This is a genomic window from Flavobacterium nackdongense (assembly GCF_004355225.1).
Classification (GTDB): domain Bacteria; phylum Bacteroidota; class Bacteroidia; order Flavobacteriales; family Flavobacteriaceae; genus Flavobacterium; species Flavobacterium nackdongense.
The window spans coordinates 259,988-278,824 of the sequence record NZ_CP037933.1 but is presented as its reverse complement, the minus strand read 5'-3'; the positions used below and the strand labels follow the sequence as shown (position 1 = coordinate 278,824).

The following is an 18,837-nucleotide window of genomic DNA, read 5'->3' as shown; positions in this document are numbered from 1 at the left end:
CAAAAATACAAAAATTATGTTTTCAAACAACCAAATAACCCAAAAATTGCAATAATTATAAAAAACACACTGCATTAAACAAAATAATCTTACTTTTGGTCTTCCAATTTGGTTAACCAAAATAATCAGCAAATGAACAGTAGAACCTATTTCGTAGCCTATAACCCTGCGACAGAGCGCGCCTTGGAAGGAAGTTTTATAAATTCTAGTGCCCAAGATATTCATAAAACCGTACTTAAAGCTGTTGAAGCTTTTGCAAAATATCGAAAAAAAGACAAGGAAAGTATAGCAAGTTTTCTAGAACAAATTGCTGATGAAATTCTACATTTGGGCAACGAACTTATAGAACGGTGCCATCTGGAAACAGGGCTTCCGCTCGCGCGATTAGAGGGAGAAAGAGGACGAACTATCCATCAATTGAAATTATTCGCAGCTCTGGTTCGAGAAGGTTCTTGGGTCGATGCTCAAATAGATACGGCTATTCCTGACCGAATTCCATTGCCAAAACCTGACATTCGAAAGCTGCTAATACCTTTAGGACCTGTTGCTGTTTTTGGCGCTAGCAATTTTCCATTAGCGTTTTCAACCGCAGGAGGAGATACCGCCTCTGCCCTAGCTGCTGGCTGTCCCGTAATTGTAAAAGGTCACGAAGCTCACCCAGGCACATCAGCGCTTATTGCAAAAGCTATTTCGAAAGCCATTCAAATTTGTGGGATGCCAGAAGGAACATTTAGTTTACTTCAAGGCAATTCAAAATCAGTCGGTGAAGCCTTAGTCAAACATCCAGAAATAAAAGCAGTAGGTTTTACTGGTTCCTTTGCAGGTGGAAAAGCCTTGTTCGATTATGCCAACGCTCGTCCGGAGCCGATTCCTGTGTTTGCAGAAATGGGAAGTACCAATCCCGTTTTCATTTTGCCAGGCATTTTGAAAGAAAAAGGTGTAGAAATTGCCGCAGGTCTAGCCAATTCTATTGCCATGGGTGTGGGTCAATTTTGTACTAATCCCGGCATTTGCTTTATTGAAAAATCAGAAGGTGTCGCTACCTTTTACAACCTGCTGAAACAAAAAATTAATGAAATTCCCGCAGGAACAATGCTTACGTCTAATATCAAAAAAGCTTTTGATAACGGAATTCGAAAAACTAAAAATAGCACAGAAGTAGAAATAGTAGCGTCAGGTCAACCAGAAGTGAAGCTAAACAGCAGTAGTCCAATACTATTTAAAACTTCCGTAGACAACTTTTTAAAAAACCATTCGTTATCTGTAGAAAATTTTGGACCCTCCAGTATTATTGTAGAAGCAGATACAAAGGAAGCGGTATTGGATGCTGCAAGCAATTTAGAAGGACATCTCACTGCAACCATTTTTGGAAACGAAAATGACATTGATCAATACAGAGCATTATTTGATATTTTAGAATTGAAAGTAGGCCGAATTATAATCAATGGCTTCCCAACAGGAGTTGAAGTATGCCATTCGATAGTGCACGGCGGTCCGTTTCCAGCCACAACCTGCTCTCAATCAACTTCCGTAGGAACGAACGCTATCAAACGATTTGTGCGACCCATTTGCTTTCAGGATTATCCAGATTCACTATTGCCAGCAGCTTTAAAAAATGAAAATCCTTTGAATATTTGGAGATTAATCAACGGTAGTTTGACCCAATCAAAAATCAAATAAATAAATTCAAACCATGGAAAATAATTCAGCACACACGAGGAGAGATTTTGTAAAACTAACTGCTTTGGGAGTCATTGGAACAATTCCTTTGATAAACTCTGCCAATTCCTTTTTTGAATCGGATTTTTTTGATGCTTCGGAATTGGACATTAGTATTTTTTCCAAACACCTTCAATTTTTAGATTATAAAACTAGTGGAGAAATGGCGGCTGAAATGGGGTTTTCAGGAGTGGATTTAACCGTCAGACCCAAAGGACATGTGCTCCCAGAATTAGTAAAAACAGATTTGCCAAAAGCCATAAAAGCCATAAAAGAAGCGGGGTCTAATTGCAAAATGATTACAACTACCATTGAAAGTATCACAAATCCAATAGATGTAGATATTATTACAACCGCTGCTTCATTAGGGGTGAATTACTACAGAAGCAATTGGTTTAAATTTAAAGAAGGTAAAACAATGATAGAGTCCTTGGATACATACCAAAACGAAATTTACCAACTAAGTGAACTTAATAAAAGTCTAGGTATTGTCGGTTGCTATCAAAATCATGCGGGTCGCCATGTAGGCTCATCATTTTGGGAAATCGACACCATTTTGAAAACCGCAAATCCAAACTATTTTGGCACTCAATACGACATTCGACATGCTATGGTAGAAGGCGGCAATTCTTGGATAAATGGTTTTGAGCTATTGAAGTCAAAAATAAAAACAATCGTTTTAAAAGATTTCAAATGGGCAAAAGTTAACGAAAAATGGGAACCTATCAACGTACCTATAGGTGAAGGAATGGTCGATTTTAGTTCCTATTTTAAATTATTAAAAAAATACCAATTAAAACCCGATGTTTGCCTGCATGTGGAATACGATTTAGGTGGCGCCGAAAAAGGAAATAGCACAATTACTGTTGACAAAAAAGTAGTTTTTGATGCAATGAAAAAAGACCGAATGGCAATTCAGAAATTATGGAAAGAGGCTTAATTGGAATTTTAAATTGAGAATCTAATACAAGCATAAAAACGAGCTTCAAATTCGCAAATTTATTGGCTGAACTATCAAAATATAATTTGTGAATTTGCTGTTAAATCTTTAAAATTTAAAAAGAAGCAATCATTTGACTTGCTCTTTTTTCCAAGTTTCAAAATCGACTAAGGTAGTTTCATTTGTAGGTGGATAAAGACCAATCACTGCTCTGCCATCCAATACTTTTTCCAATACAAATTTTTCAAAAAGAGTCATTTCAAGGCATTCATCGGCTACTTCATCGACAATGGCTGCTGGAATAACCATTACTCCATCATCATCACCTACAAGAACATCTCCCGGAAAAACCGCTACATCTCCACAAGCAATTGGTTGATTGATATCAATTGCTTCGTGCAAAGTTAAATTGGTTGGAGCTGAAGAACGATTATGATAGGCTGGAATGGCTAATTTGGCAATATTGGCTGAATCTCTAAAACCGCCATCGGTTACAATACCTGCTACTCCACGAACCATCAACCGACTGACCAAAATATCGCCTGCCGATGCTGCTCGGGCATCTTTCCTGCTATCAATTACCAATATATGACCTGGAGGACAATTTTCGACAGCTACTCTTTGCGGATGATCGGCATTTCGAAAAACGGTAATTGGATTTCGATCTTCTCGTGCTGGAATATATCGCAACGTATAAGCTTCGCCAACCATTGTTGGCTTTCCTAATTGCACAGACTTTACATTTTGAATAAACTGATTTTTGAATCCTTTTTTATAAAGACAAGTAGCAATAGTTGGGGTACTTACCTTTTTTAGCTTTTCTCTTGTTGACTTGGATAAGGCCATAATTGTAGAATAAGATTAAAATAGAAATTAAAAAACCCAATTTCAATGTATAAAAATACACTAAAATTGGGTTTAAACTAACAAACTAATAGTTTAATATCCAGGATTCTGTGGAATCACTAGGAATGAATTTGTATCAATTTCATATTGCGGAATTGGTAATAAAAACTTATCTGGATTGGCATTAGTTTGCATTTGATCTAATGTCAATTTAGGTTCAGTATATTTTGTATAATATAATGGATACATTACAGCAAAATGATTGTCGATCGTTGCTTCTGATTTTATAGTAGTCAACGTGGTGTCAAAACGCAACAAGTCGAAAAATCTTTGGTTCTCAAAAGCAAACTCCCATCTTCTTTCGTCGGCTAATGCTTTTTCGAAAACTGCAATATTGCCTGTATCAGGAGTCAAAGTAACTGTGGTTGCTCTTTTGTGAATAAGGTTAATTTGTGCCCAACTTGAAGCAGTATTACCCTGAGCTTCTGCCAACATCAATAATACATCTGCATAACGAATTACTGGCCAGTCATTTTCGGAATCATTCACAATGGTTGGTTTAGACATATATTTATTCACATAAATTTGGTCAGGATTACCAACTCCATACACAGCTATATTTACTGATTTTCTGAGGTCATTGGCTGCATAGCTGTTTATCAACTCTTGGCTGGGCGAATTGTAGCTTTTACCCGCTCCAATAATAACTGCCGAACCACTATTTTGAGGAGCAAATTGATTAGGAAGTGTATTCCCTAAGCCTGTTCCACCAGATTTAAATCGAACAGCAAAAAGAATTTCTTTGTTCATTTCGTTTCCAATAGAAAATACATTGGCATAGGTTGTTTCCAGTCCATAACCACTATTAGCTATTACATCGTTTAATAAGGTAATGGCATCCGCTTTTCTATTTAAATTTAAATAAACCTTAGCCAATAAAGCTTTGGCAGCCCAACTATTGGCTGTTCCAACCTCTATGGCAGGAATTGTACCAAATTTAGCCGCACTTCCGTTTTCTGAAGCGTTGGCCAAATCGGCAACGATTAATTTATAAATATCCGCAACCGAAGAGCGATTTAACTGTTTGGCTTGATCTGGCGATATTGGTTCGTGAACTAAAAAAACACCTCCATACAAACGCACTAAATTATAGTAGGAATAAGCACGAATAAAACAAGCTTCTGAAGCAAATTTCTTACGATCAACATCACTTATAGGAAGTGTATTTGCTCCGTAATCGATAGCACCTGTAGCTTCATTGTAGTTTGCTCCCAATGCATTTAAGATATAATTGACACCTCGAATATTATTATAGGTATTGAGCCAATAAGTATATACGGCTTGATGAGAAGACGTTGGAAAAAAGCGATCCAAATAATCCAAATCAAAGTTTACCGTTGAAGAGGTTCCTGGACTACTCATTATGGTATTGTCACTGCGTAATTCAGTAAATTGCCACTCATTTAGCACGGGCTTTTGAAGTCCATTATAAATTCCATTTAATCCAGTACGCAATTCAGCTGCATTAGAGTAATAGGTGGCAGTATTTACCTGAGATTCTGGATACAAATCAATGATGTCATTGCATCCGATAAGGGTTACCAAAAAAAGACCTATTATATATTTGAATGTTTTCATAATCAAACTTGTTTTAAATTAAAAATTAATATCTAATCCAAAAACTACTGTTTTTGGTATCGGAAATGCCCCTCTTTGGTATCCATCAATCAAGGTTGAACTGTAGGCACCACTAGTACTTCTTCCTTCTGTATTGATACCTCTGTAATTGCTAGGAGTATAAAAATACATATTTTGACCTGAGAAATACAAACGCAAGCCGTTCACTAAACATTTTTTGGCAAACTCATCTGGCATGGTGAAACCAATAGTGATATCTCTAATTGCAACATAGGAAGCATCTTCTACCACATAATCGGTCAACATCCAGTTAAAACCACTAGTTTCATAAGGTGTTTTTCCATCTCCAGGAAACATGGCACTTACCCAACGGTTTTTGGTATAGTTCAAATTCGTTCTTTTTGTTTCATTGTAATTAGGGTCCCCATTAATCAATTGTCCTCCTTGCGAACCTTGAAATGAGAAACTCAAATCAAAAGCTTTGTAAGTAAAAACATTAGTCATTCCCCAAATAAAATCTGGATACGGATTTCCTATGATGGTTCTATCATTATTATCAATGATTTTATCGCCATTTAGATCCACTAATTTCAGACCTCCTGGAATAAACAATTGAGCCAATGGAGAAGTGATACCGGCCGCTTTAGCCTCATCAATTTGAGCTTGTGACAACCAAACACCATCTGTTTTGAAACCATAATATTGAACCAATGGATCACCTACCATAGTTTGATACACTTCAGTACGTTCTCCTTGGGAACGCAAGTAGTTTTCTTTACCTAATTCTCTTACTTCATTTTCTGTATGAGATATATTGGCAGTGGTTGTCCATTTAAATGATTTTGTTCTAATATTGGTAGTCGATATCTCAAACTCGATACCTTTATTATTCATACTTCCAATATTATTGATTACCAATGGAACTCCTGTAAAAGCCATCGATGGTTGATTTAACAATAATTTATCCGTTTTAGATTGATACGCATCAACCGAAATGTTTACAGCATTTTTAAACATCGACAAATCAAAACCTACATTTGTCTGATACGTACTTTCCCAAGTAATTTCAGGATTGGATTGAATGTTTGGGTTAGGTGCTAAACCAGGAACGTTTGAACCTGTACCTGCCCCACTAATGTAGTTGGCATTGGTCAAAGAAGAAACAAATAAGAAATCACCAATTCTATTATTACCGGATATACCATAACTTGCTCTCAAAAGTAATTTACTTACCCAGTCTACCTCACTCATAAATTTTTCATTATTAACTTTCCAACCTATGGATGCAGCTGGGAAATTTCCCCATTTGTAACCGGGTCCAAAATAAGAACTACCATCGGTACGAAGACTCATCGACAATAGATATTTATCTTTATAGGCATAATTTAACCTTGCCATATAAGAAAGCAATCCTATTTGATTATTAATATTGGCGTTTGGAGAAGTAGATGGTGGTGGAATAGTTACTAAAGTGGCATTATTCAAAGTTCTAATATTATCACTAGGATAGCCTTGCCCTATTGTAGTTTGATTGGTCGTTTTAGTATTTTGTGCAGAAAACAAGGCTACAGCATCAAAAGAGTGGTCGCCTATAACATTTTTGTAAATCAAAGTATTTTCCCAAAGTAAATCTCTAAAAGTTGTCTTAGTATAGGTTCCTTTATTAGCAATTCCGTCTCCAGTGGCATCAGTATTGGCCCATTCCAAACGATCAGAATACCTCATATAGGTACTTCCCATAGTTTTGAAATCCAAACCTTTTGCCAAATTTACAGTAAGAGTAGCCGCTCCTTGAAAACGAAATTCTTTAGTATCATCAAATTGTTCCGAAATTGCTCCCATTGGATTATTTTGGGCAGAACCGAAGGGGCTTACACCAGCTCTTGGAACCATATAAGTGCCGTCAGGTAATAACCCTGTCATTCCCATGGCTGGATAAGTCAAATTACTAAAATGTCTTGGATGAGCATAATTACCAGCAGTAAGTGGAGCCCATTGTGGATTTTGACTAACAAAATTTTGTGTCAATTCATTATGTTTCACAGGAAGAAAACTTGGATAACGTATAAAGTTAGTAAAATTCTCAGCTGGAGACTCTTTTGTTTGATATTGAGGATTCACGTTGATGGCCAATTTCACATTTTTACTCAATTCCATATCCAATTTTGTCATAAAATTGAATTTTTGAAAATCACTATGAATCATCATTCCTTCATCTCCATTATAACCAAGTGAAACATAATACTTTGAACTCTTTGAACCACCACTTGCACTTAATCCTATGGTTTTGTACATACCAGTTCGTAAAACCTCATCTTGATAATCAGTTCCTTTTCCTCCTAAGAGTTCTTGCTCTATAAGCCACATTGCATTATTGTTTGCTGATACCGTATTTTGTGCCTGAACAACGGTGGGATCTAATTTTTTCATATCACGTTCCTTATATAATAAACGAACATAATCAGATGAAGTCATCATTGGGTAGGTCTCATATGGATTTTTAACCCCTGTTTGGTAATTCAATTTAAAACGAACCTTGTCAGTTTTACCGCTTTTTGTAGTCACAATGATAACTCCACTAGCACCACGCGATCCATAAATAGCGGCTGAAGCCGCATCTTTTAGTACTTCGACAGATTGAATATCAGCCATGTTTAAAGAACCCAAACCATCTTGATTGGGTTGTCCATCCACAATAATCAAAGGATTATTTCCAGCAGTGATCGAACTAATTCCCCTAATTGTAATCTTTGGATTTGAACCCGCCTCAGAAGAAGTATTTTGAATGTTTACCCCTGCAATTTTTCCTTGCAAAGCTTGATCTACTCTAGATACTGCAAGTTCCGTCAGTTTTTCACTTTGGAATTTTGAAACTGATCCTGTAACACTAGATCTTTTTTGGGTTCCATACCCAATAACTACCACCTCATCAAGAGTACTTAAAGACTCCTTTAAAACGACATTAATAGTTTTTTCTTTACCTACAGGTACTAATTGTGTTTCAAATCCAACGAAACTAAATTTCAAAATTGACTTAGAATTTTTGACAGAAATCGAATATTTACCATCAAAATCAGTTGAGACACTATTGAGATCAGATGTAACAGTTACCCCGGGAATACTCAATCCTTTGCTATCCACTACAGTACCGGTAACTTTTGAGCCGGTCTGTGCATTAATAATGGAAGCGAAAATTAAGAGAAAAAGTAAAATTGGTTTTTTCATAATTTATTCATTTTAATTAGGTTTTGGTTTTTAGGTTTGTTTTTTGTGTTTTAACTCTCTCCTTATTTATTTTACATTTCTTCTGTTTTTTTTTGTTTTTAATGAATCAAAAGTAAAAATTTGAATAAATCCAAAAATCCATTATTAGGGGTAAAATAGTCCAACCTATACAAATTTTTGAATATTTATTCTCTCTATATTAACTATTCTTTGTTTATCGTTAAAAAAAAATACAACCATTATTTATACTTCTAAAAACATTTGATTAAGTAATTTTATAACAATAAACAATCCGTATATTGAGAAAAATCCTGGCTGATAATTATCATTCAAATTCACAAACACATATTGGTTATCCAATTTGGTTTTCCAAAAGTATAATTTATTTTTTTAATAAAAAATTATTCTTAAAAAAATATTAAACAATTTTTCAATTAGTAAAAAAATAACACCCTTAAATTATCAAAAATGAAATACTAAAAAACTAGAAACTAGTCTAAAAGATAAAAATTTGAAACCCATATTAAACCTTTTACTCCATAAAAACTAGGATTTAAAAGCTAAATTTAGATACTATGATTTCGGTACGTCCTATTTAGTGAGATTAGAATTCAACCCTTCGGCAATTGAAAAATCGGCAAAACGAACCGTTTCATCTCTCAAATCTTCCATCTTCTTCAAACTGCGATAAATTCCCCATTTGGGTCTAATGAAATTATTGTCTGGTCTAATGGTTTCCAGATTTGGATTAGAATAGGAAAGCAAATCTTTACCATCCTTCACCCTTTTGATAACTATAGAAAAGGTTCCGTTGGCTCCTACTTTTATTGTTTCAGTAATTTCTACCCAAACGCCTTCCAATTCTGATAAATCCATATTGGCAAGAACGTCTACATTATTATGAACGACATTGAATTGGTTGATTGCCCCTTTTTTGGCTGATAGTGTAAAAATGGGCAGGTCTTGTGTTCCCCCTACTGCTTTGATTTGGTGCAAATGCGTAAAATTGCTAGATGGCTGAAATCCTTTTGGCAACCTAAATTTCCATTGATAGGTAATTGTTTCACCTAAAGTCCCTTTCAAATTATCTGGCGATGGCTCATAGGATTTAATTTCGATTCGCTGTTTTTGATCGACATTGGCTACGGGTTCATTGTCGGTTATTCTAGTTTTATCGATATTGGTGTAATTAATATGTGCGTAAAACTCAAAAACATTGGCTTTCAATTCAGCATCCCAAACTTCTGTTATGTGCCTTCCAAATACTGTATGATTCCCTAAAGGCATATTGTCAGGAGCTTCAATGGCTATTTTTCCTGGTGCCAAAACACTATTGATTAATTCGTAGGTGTCTCCAGGCCCATCAGCCTTTAAAATTGCTTGTGCACGGGAGAAAAAAGGAAAGAAAAAAAGTAGCAATAAGAAAGTCTTTGTCGAATTTATTGATTGTATCATTATATTTTTTTTTGCTTTAATGACTTTATTTAAAGGAATCTAACCCAGCAATAAATTGAAGTATAGCAGCATTAATTTCATTGTTTTTTTCTTTATCAAATTTGCCATGCCCCCCACCTTCAACAGTAATAAATTGCGATTTCACTCCCAATTCTTGCAATTTTTTGTATAAATCTACTGATTGTTGGTAAGGAACTATTGGATCAGCATTGCCATGCACAATAAAAATGGGCGGACTATTTTTAGTAACATAAGAAACAGGTGAAACCGACTTTATGAAAGCGTCATCATTTGCTTTATCGCCCAACCATAGTTTTGGAGATGAACTTTTGTGCTCTGGACCATAAGTCCAATCCCAGACATCAGCAATTCCATATTTATCAATGATAGCTGCCACTTTTATATTTTCGACACCCAGACAATTCGTATCAAAGCGATGATCATTGGCCAACAATCCGCCCATCAAGGCAAGATGCCCTCCCGCACTTCCTCCCATAATAACAATTTTGTTGGGATCAATATTTAATGTATTTGCATTTTTAATTAAATAAATCAGCATACAACGGGTGTCTTCGACAGCTGCTGGAGCAGTAGCTTGTCCTGACAAACGATATTCCATATTAGCGACTGCAAAACCTGCATTGAAAAAAGAATTAAAACCACCTTGCGATTCTTTGGTTCCCGATTTCCAACCACCACCATGAATATTGATTAATACCGGAATGGGTTTACTGGCTTTAGGAGAAATATACAAATCGGCTCTGCCTTCCCAATCCATCACTTTAGTGTAAACAACATCTATTTGAGCAACATAATCTTTGGGTATAGCAACAGTTTTTTTGATAATTGAATCTTTTACTTGGGCTACAATTTCGAATGACATGAGCAAAATAATTACACTTACTACAACGTATTTTTTCATTTTATTTTAAGTTAAATTAAGCATTATAAATTTTATTCTTTTTAAAGATAAATGCGGTATTTTCATAAAAAAACACCGCATTTAAAATTATAAATTGGTCAGGATGTTATTGAATCATCAATTTTTTACTATCGGATTTACCATCCTCAGTAACATTCAAAATATAAGCTCCTTTGGCCAATTGTGAAACATTAATTTCAGCATTATTAGCTGTTTTGGTTTCTAAAACTTTTTGGCCTAAAAGACTATAAATCGCAACTTGTTTTTCGCTACTGCTTTCTGAACTTATGTATAATTTACCATTGGTTACTGGATTTGGATAAGCGCTGAATTTGGAAACATCCACTTTAGCCATACCTAATGTCGAAGATCCTCCTAATGCTTGCCCCCAGTTATTAGCTACACGAATTTCATCTAAAGTAATATAAGGTGTTGCTGCATTCGAATTTTGATTCAATCGAATTCTGTCAAAGTTAAGTGCTCCTGCTCTGGCAAGTGTAGCTGCATTTGGTGCTGGTTCAACTGTATTTGAAGTTGGATTAATATATAATTTAGAAATTAAATCATCATACGAATAACGAATTACTAAAGTAATTGGTGTATTAGCATCATAATCTGCTGTATCCCACTTAATATCTCCTACAGCAATTGGATCTATTGGAGCGGCATTGATACCAATATTAAATTTCCCTGCAGTCGCACTTGATTTAAGATAAACTGCAGCTGTATAAGAAGATACAGAACCCGGAGCAGCATCGGCATAGGCAAAACTAAAAATATGCGAAGGAGCAGGCGGTACATCGGTTGAAGTTCCTGATGTTCCTGTAGTTATAGCATTAAGGTTAGTCACCATAAACATACAAGATGCATAAAGAGATCCGGTGGTAGGTGCAGCAAAAAGAAGTTGAGGATCTAGACCTGAACGATCAAAAGTTAAAGCATTTCCTGTTGGAGCTGGTAAAACGGAGGATGTCCAAGGAGAAGGCTGAGCAGCTATCAACATATCATCAGGCGAAAGAATAGTAGGTAATACAGTAGGAACAACACTCCAAGTACCTATTCCTGTTCCAGAAGCAGTATCGTTATTGATTGCAACTAACTTATCCCCAATTGAATAATTGAAATTTTCATATAATGGCAACGTTTTGAGTGTAGTATCTCCAACATAAACAGAGGAAGGAACTCTATCGCTCTCTATTGACGCAACTGTTTGAGTTGCATAATACGTTTGTGAACTAATAAGGTCAGTAGATAACAATGGAGAACCTCCTGTAGCGGCAGCATACCATTTAATATTTATTCCAATGGCTACTAAATTAGCCACTGTTGGAGCTGGAGAATTGTGTATAGCCTGTTTTTTCTCAACCGTTGGAGGTGCTGTATAGGCAGGCAAAGGATCAAGACTGATATTAAAATTATCCAATTGAAATTGATTTGTTGCAGTTGTAGTCGAAGTACTAACTCCACATAGATAACCAAAATGACTCATTGCAGTTGAAGTATAAGTAGCATCAACAACTGCAGTTCCTACGCTTGTATAAGAACCAGAAGAAGGGTCCACAAAACCTGAGCTTAAAGGATCTTCACGGTAAAATAATTGCCATGAATCAAAATCTGGATTATATACCACTTTGATGCTCACATTATTGGGTGCTGTAGCAGTTGCTGTAGCACCTCCATTTAATGCAGGTGTTTCAAGTAATGGAATAGAAACGACACTTCCGGCTGATTGTAAACCAATTCCATTATGAAATTTTACTAAACGAACACCTCCTGGATTAGATGCAGAAGTAGATGTGCTTCTTTGTAATATCAACGCATATCCATCCGTATTAGAACCTGTACCTGAAGTTAAATTTGCATTTGATGAACATAGAACAACGGCAAGATAATATGCGCCATCTGCATAGGATTGAGAGGAGCTTGACATTGCTCTTGAAGCTCTCATATTCACCGACCAAGTTACCAAATTAGTATTATTGGTTAGCGTAGGTTTAAAAGATGCAGGCATTATTGAAAGAGGTGCAGTTAAATTTGGTCTTCCAGCAGATCCACTTGAATTAAAATTCAAATAGGTATTGGTATTAGCATCATCTATAGTAGAAATTACCCCATTAGAAGCAAAGGTATAACTCGTAGCTCCCGCATTGAATGGAGATACAGGTGCTGGTCCAAAACCTTCATAAAAAATGGTTTGACTCCACCCAAAATTTACACAAAGAAAAACCAAGCTTACACTAAAAAAAAGCTGCGCCCGTTTTTTTGAATTAAGTAATAATTTTTTCATAATAATAGTTTTTTGGTTTTTATAAATATTAATCTGTAATGAATTCTATTTCATAACATTAATCAACTATATCGATATATCTATACAAATTTAAAACTAACGATAAACATAAAAATCCTAAATAGGGGGTAAAATCGTCCAATTTTAACTGTTTTAAGGATTATCAAACATTCTTTTTATTAGTTTGAATAAATACAATTTTATAATGATTAGTGAAAGGTTCTTAAATCCCCAAAATTGAACAACCAAAACTATTTCTAAAAACAAACCGCAGAATCGCAACGTAATTACATTTCTTCGGTAGTTTTTACCTTAACTGATGTTCCGACACCTATTCTGAATCCTTATCCTCTTTGGCCCCTTTTTTCTTGTTTACATTACTTGCGTGTCGGCCACTGCCATCTCCATCATCTAGAATTCCTTTTTCAGGAGCTAATTCTTTTAATACAGCTTGCAAACGTGCATATGCAGCGCTAGCCTCTGGATTATTAGCATAATCAGCAACTAGTTTTTCTTCGAAAGGAGCATTCGTCATATCAAAAAGTTCTCCTGCTCTGTTCAGTTTCCATTTGGCACTACGAACATACCATTTGTTTCCTAATTCCATAAAAATATATTCTTTTGGATTCCCTTTTCTGCCTTTTAATTGAGGCAAGAAGCTACGACCGTCCAAAATGTTTTTAGTAGGCAATGGAGCTCCGCAAACCTCAGCAAAAGTGGGCAATAAATCACTCGAATCAATCAAATCAGTATTGACTTGTCCGGCTTTTATAACTCCTGGCCAGCTTGCAATAGTGGGCACTAAACTGCCACACTCCAGCATCGTACCTTTTTTTCCTGAAAGTGCTTTGCCTCCAATGGTTCCTCTTGCAGCATACTGGTTTGCAGTACCATTATCCCCCATAAAAACAATCAGGGTATTTTCTCTTAATTTCAAATCGTCTAATGTTGCCAATAGTTTTCCTACTAACTTGTCCATATAAGTAGTATTGTCGGCATACAAATCACTACCGGGTTTACTATCGGGTGTTGGCTGTATCAGTGAATGTACGTGTACCATCGAATAGTACAAAAAGAAAGGTTTATTTTTATTGACTGTCAAAAAATCGACCAAATGGTTGTGCATTAAATCTGGCATATAAACACCTGTATTCAAGGGTTTTTCGATACCATTCTCGGTATAGGTTGATGCCTTTGCTTTTTCTTTGCTCCAATAAACACCACTCCCTTGAAAAGTAATATAATCATCAAAACCAAAATCCTTTGGGGTTAACCCAAACTGGCTCCACTTCCCTACCAATGCGCTCGTATAACCCGCCGATTTCAATACAGCTGGAATCATTACCTCATTTTCAGGTTTTATTTCTCCTACTCGATCTTGGTTTACGGCTCCAGTTCTAAAAGCATAGCGACCGGTAAGAATTCTGGATCTAGAAGGTCCACATAATGGTGCCGTATAAGCGTGTTGGAAACGCATTCCTTCTGCTGCTAATTTGTCGATAATAGGCGTTTTGTTATTGTCAGAACCGTAGCAACTCACATCACCTATCCCTAAATCATCGGCTAGAATAAAAATAATATTGGGTTTAGAACTACTTTTCGCTTTTTTATTCTGCCCAGAAACACCGCTAATGGCGATAAATAGTAAAAGTATTGCTAGATAGAGTGCTTTTTTCATCGTTTTGTATTTATTCGTTTTGTTTTTATAAAGCAAGTTGGTTAAAATCGAATTGATACGTTTTAATGTCAATCGCTCTCGCCAAGGAGTCATACATTGGATTCGAATAGTGTTGAGCAGCAATTTTCAGGATGCGAACAGTTTCACGGTATCCAAAATCTTTAATTTGTTCATACTCCCATTTTTTTTCTTTTTTCAAGTATGGAAGCATCCAATCGACACATTTTTTCATAGTTGCCCCTTCTTTGGTTTCATACTGCCAAAGATTAATATTCCTATTTTCGGCCAATTGAGCCACTAAAAAATACCCATCTAAATTCATGTTGACATAATCCCAAGATTTGGTTCTTTCCAATTCAAAAGGCTGGCTGCCATCCGATTTAATTTGGCTTTCCATTCGTTTTTTGAAAACTTCAATTTCCGCTACAGCAATTTCGGTCCGTCCTGTAAAAAGGGCATAGTTTATTACTTGAACGCTGTAATGGGTTCCGTGATTATTATGTTCATCAGCCTCGTCTTTGCCAATTGTACTTGTGGTAAGCCAAGTCAAATAATCCGAAAACCATTTTTGGAGTTCAAGATGATTTTCCTTAGTCCATTCATTCGAATCTTGCAACAATATTGCGGCATCAACGACACGAAATAGCTCTCTCGTTTCAATAATACCTATCCCTCTTCCATCATTTTTACCTGGAATGCCCTGACCAAACTTGAGGTTTGGATTTTGTCGTGTAGCTGCATCCAAAAACCAAGTTCGTATCAATTTTGAAGCGAATTTTGCATATTTGACATCTTTACTGAAATAATAAGCCAATGCCAATTTTTCTGACTCGTCCTCTACTTTATCTAATTCCGAAGTATCACTAATATCAAAATAAGTTGGATTTCTCAAACCATCTTTTCGAATATAAGGCAATCCGTCGGGTTTGCTCGGATCCGGCCACCAATATGGCCCTGTACTCATATAATCGTGTTTGTCACCACTAGGAGGCAGCTGTTTTTTGTTCATCACAGAATACATTTTTCCTTCCTTGATAATTTTATCCGCATCAGACAATAAGCTTTTCAATGCTTTGGCTTTGTCTATATCGTTGGCTTTTATTAATTGGTAATTCCGATCTAATGCCTCGCCTTTCAGAACAAAAGTTTTGGGAAAATAAGTTGGAGAATCCTTTACCTCCTGAGCAAAAACTCCTAAAAAAGAATTACAGAATAAAAGAAAAATGGCATATTTCGTTGTTTTCATCTTGATTATTTGAATGAGGAATTTTTATTTTTTTAACATCCAGTCTGGCCCCACTTCATTTGGAGTCAAAGGATGGCGTACAGGTGTAACTGTACCAAATTCCTGTGCACCAATATCTCTTTTAGCATCTCTCAAACTACCCTCAAAATCATCTTTTGCATCTGAGTCAGCACCATTATTGATAGCAGGACTTTTAGATACTAATCGGTACAATCCATCGCTTCCTAATTTCAATTTTGGATCACTTTTTATAATTCCGGAAGGAAGTGAAACATTGCAAATTTTTGACCCGAAAACCAAGTTGGATTCAAAAAAGTTAGGCTTAAAATGAAACACATCTAAAGGAGTTGTTGTGTCTAAAACTTCAATATTAATGGCATTTCCTTTGCAGTTATAAACCAAATTATTAACAAATTTGTTATTTTCAGGGAACAAAACCATTTGCAGACTAGGCCATTGATTTTTATAATTAAAACCTATATTTATTCCGTTTTCACCACAATTGACAAAGGTATTTTGAGCAATATAACAATCTTGAACCTGCAGGTATTTGGGTAAGTTTTTCTTCTTGGCAGCAAAATTTCCGGTTAAACTTTTCTCATAATATTCCCCGGCAATCAATCGCAGTCCATCTTCAGTTACATCAGCCACATAATTATTGATGACTCTATGAAAAGGACCAGCAACTCGAATTCCAGAGGTGCCTGGTTCTCCTTTTCCAAAGACAAAATTTCCTTCGAAAGTGTTGAACTTCCCTCTTCGACCGACAAGGCCACCTCTTGAAGCAATTACCGTATTATAACGAACGATATTATGATTTGATTTCAAGGAAACAATTTCTGTTCCTTCCCCGTGAGCGTGATCAAATAGGTTATATTCCACAGTGAAATAAGCACCATCATCTCCGGGTTGGTCTGCGTGTCCGTAGCCAAATATTCTCAATATCTCTCGTCCATTTGCTTTTGCTACATAAGGAATGTCTTTGATGTAGCATCGGTCGACTTTATTGTATCGGGCGTTTTCTTCCCCGTTTTGCATTACCGGTTGCTTGTTGCTTTTACCGGTAAAATAACAATGATCTACTCTATTGTGACTGCCATTAAAAAGTACCCAATAATATTCAGTGTTAAAATCGGCAGGGTTGTAATCTATGATGCCCGAATTGGTTAGCCTACAATTTTCAGATTCAAAACTAATAACCGAAGCATCTTTTTTGGTAATCACTCCTTTTTTAAATAAAAGACCTTGAACAACTAGATTGGGTTTTGAAAAAATAAGTTTTGAACCTCCGTTTAAAACCACTTTTCCTGGGATTTGTGCACGTAACGTTATCGACTCGGTGCTGCTTGCAATTGAATTAAAATTTATAACTACATCAGTCCAAACTCCATCTTTCATCACGATTACATCACCAGGTTTTGCCGAAGCAATAGCCGAATACAGTTCGGTTTGGGTTGTAACCAAAATTTCTTTACCAGGGGAATTGACTTTTTGCACTTGATTAATCGATTTAGCATTCAAACAAAAGGCTAAACAGCTAAATAAAAGTCCTATGCAGGGTATTAAAATATATTTATTTTTCATTTTTTGTTGTTGTAAATAGGTGTTTTAAATTCAATTATGATATTAAAAAGCGCCGTATCTGTACTTAAATTTTTTACCACATGCACCATTGGCTCTGCAAATTTTACGGTATTTGGCACCTGAATTCCTTCGCCTGGTGCGCCGTTGGGTTTATATCTTGGATCTGTCAATTGCACCTTGTTCAGACGAACTACCACGCGTTGCGAATGACTGTGAAGTTCTCGAGTATCACCGGCAGCAAGCCTCTCTTCAAAAACCCGAAACAATTCATCTTCATAAACAATTTTATTTTTTAGTGGTTCTAGCCATACTTCCGGACCTTTGGGTTGAGGGTGCGAAAGCTTAAAAGCGACTTCAAAAAAATCTCCTTTTGGTATTGAATAGGATTCTTCTGGGTTAAAAACTGCAATTTCTCCTCTATTTAATGTCTTTATTCCTGCGGTACTTTTACATTCAAACGGAGTTAAGGCAACAATTAATCTTTTGCCAAAAAGAGCAGCATCCGTTGCTGTATTGACAGTTGCATTTTTCATCACTCTAACATAATCGTTTTCCAATGCAATAGAATCTTTACTTACTGATTTCGCTTCATTCAATTGATATACTTTGAAATCCTCATAAATATGGTGACTCTTATAGGTTCGAAAACCAAAATACCCTTCTTTATAAGGGGCATCATCTTTGTATTCCCAAAACAAATTGTCATTTACAAAATATTGAATGAGACCGTTATTGACAATTATTTTTATGGCATATTTTTTATTACCAACTAGCAAATGCTCTTTATCCGTGTATTCTTTTAAAATCGCTTTTTGCCCATTTCCGGTATATTTTCGGAATCGAGTGGTTTCATTATTGTGTCCTCCAATTCCTGCATAATACAAATGAAGATTGTCATAAGATTCGAATTTTCCGCTTTGATTATTTATATTCTCAGAAATTGGATTACTTGCCATCCAAAAGGTGTTCATATCAGAAACCCTGTCGTTTTTTCCGCCTACATCAACCAATGTGGCATTGTAGGTAATCATTACATTCCCTTTCAATTTATTTCTGAACCATACTGTTCCTCCTGCAGTAGCAATTACTTCCAATTTTCCTTGATTGATTAGCATCGAAGAAGTAGCATCTTGTTCAAATTCTGAAACCCATAACTTGGTATCGGTCTTAAAATCATCAGCAAAAATAACCTTAGCCTGTTTTTGTGAATAAACAAAAGTTGTACTTAAAGAAAGCAAGCTTAAACACAATACCAAAAAATAAATTCTTTCAAGTCTCATTTCATTATTATTTTAAT

At 35.8% G+C, this 18,837-nt stretch carries 12 protein-coding genes; 2 read left to right on the top strand and 10 right to left on the bottom strand.

All coding sequences use genetic code 11. The annotated features are described in order from the left end of the window. Positions 1 to 132: 132 nt before the first annotated feature. Both E1750_RS01095 and E1750_RS01090 read left to right on the top strand, forming a co-directional pair. On the top strand, positions 133 to 1,680 hold the full coding sequence (locus tag E1750_RS01095; RefSeq protein ID WP_133274981.1) for an aldehyde dehydrogenase (NADP(+)): 1,548 nt from the start codon (positions 133 to 135) through the stop codon (positions 1,678 to 1,680). A 13-nt stretch (positions 1,681 to 1,693) separates the two neighbouring features. Beyond that, positions 1,694 to 2,659 carry a sugar phosphate isomerase/epimerase family protein gene (locus E1750_RS01090; RefSeq protein ID WP_133274980.1) on the top strand — a complete coding sequence of 322 codons (966 nt, stop codon included), beginning with the start codon at positions 1,694 to 1,696 and terminating at the stop codon, positions 2,657 to 2,659. A 129-nt stretch (positions 2,660 to 2,788) separates the two neighbouring features. Here E1750_RS01090 and E1750_RS01085 read toward each other — a convergent pair whose 3' ends face one another. The 10 genes from E1750_RS01085 to E1750_RS01040 all read right to left on the bottom strand — a co-directional run bounded on the left by E1750_RS01085 (position 2,789) and on the right by E1750_RS01040 (position 18,820). Continuing rightward, a complete protein-coding gene (locus E1750_RS01085; protein WP_133274979.1) occupies positions 2,789 to 3,505 on the bottom strand; it encodes a ribonuclease activity regulator RraA in 717 nt (238 codons plus the stop codon). Positions 3,506 to 3,598: 93 nt separating this feature from the next. Further along, positions 3,599 to 5,143 carry a RagB/SusD family nutrient uptake outer membrane protein gene (locus tag E1750_RS01080; protein WP_133274978.1) on the bottom strand — a complete coding sequence of 515 codons (1,545 nt, stop codon included), beginning with the start codon at positions 5,141 to 5,143 and terminating at the stop codon, positions 3,599 to 3,601. Between the two features lie 18 nt (positions 5,144 to 5,161). Then, positions 5,162 to 8,368 carry a SusC/RagA family TonB-linked outer membrane protein gene (locus tag E1750_RS01075; protein WP_133274977.1) on the bottom strand — a complete coding sequence of 1,069 codons (3,207 nt, stop codon included), beginning with the start codon at positions 8,366 to 8,368 and terminating at the stop codon, positions 5,162 to 5,164. Between the two features lie 591 nt (positions 8,369 to 8,959). Next, positions 8,960 to 9,823 carry a hypothetical protein gene (locus E1750_RS01070; protein ID WP_133274976.1) on the bottom strand — a complete coding sequence of 288 codons (864 nt, stop codon included), beginning with the start codon at positions 9,821 to 9,823 and terminating at the stop codon, positions 8,960 to 8,962. Positions 9,824 to 9,848: 25 nt separating this feature from the next. Continuing rightward, the gene (locus E1750_RS01065; protein WP_133274975.1) at positions 9,849 to 10,745 is read right to left on the bottom strand and encodes an alpha/beta hydrolase; all 897 of its coding nucleotides are present in this window, start codon (positions 10,743 to 10,745) and stop codon (positions 9,849 to 9,851) included. 106 nt (positions 10,746 to 10,851) lie between these two features. Then, positions 10,852 to 13,032, bottom strand: a complete 2,181-nt coding sequence (locus tag E1750_RS01060) for a T9SS type A sorting domain-containing protein (protein WP_133274974.1) — start codon at positions 13,030 to 13,032, stop codon at positions 10,852 to 10,854. Positions 13,033 to 13,363: 331 nt separating this feature from the next. Continuing rightward, a complete protein-coding gene (locus E1750_RS01055; protein WP_165697988.1) occupies positions 13,364 to 14,710 on the bottom strand; it encodes a sulfatase-like hydrolase/transferase in 1,347 nt (448 codons plus the stop codon). 25 nt (positions 14,711 to 14,735) lie between these two features. Beyond that, positions 14,736 to 15,956 carry an alginate lyase family protein gene (locus tag E1750_RS01050; RefSeq protein WP_133274972.1) on the bottom strand — a complete coding sequence of 407 codons (1,221 nt, stop codon included), beginning with the start codon at positions 15,954 to 15,956 and terminating at the stop codon, positions 14,736 to 14,738. Positions 15,957 to 15,980: 24 nt separating this feature from the next. Beyond that, a complete protein-coding gene (locus E1750_RS01045; RefSeq protein WP_133274971.1) occupies positions 15,981 to 17,540 on the bottom strand; it encodes a polysaccharide lyase 6 family protein in 1,560 nt (519 codons plus the stop codon). Beyond that, positions 17,537 to 18,820, bottom strand: a complete 1,284-nt coding sequence (locus tag E1750_RS01040) for a DUF6250 domain-containing protein (protein ID WP_133274970.1) — start codon at positions 18,818 to 18,820, stop codon at positions 17,537 to 17,539. The genes E1750_RS01045 and E1750_RS01040 overlap by 4 nt, the downstream gene beginning before the upstream one ends. Positions 18,821 to 18,837 lie beyond the last annotated feature (17 nt).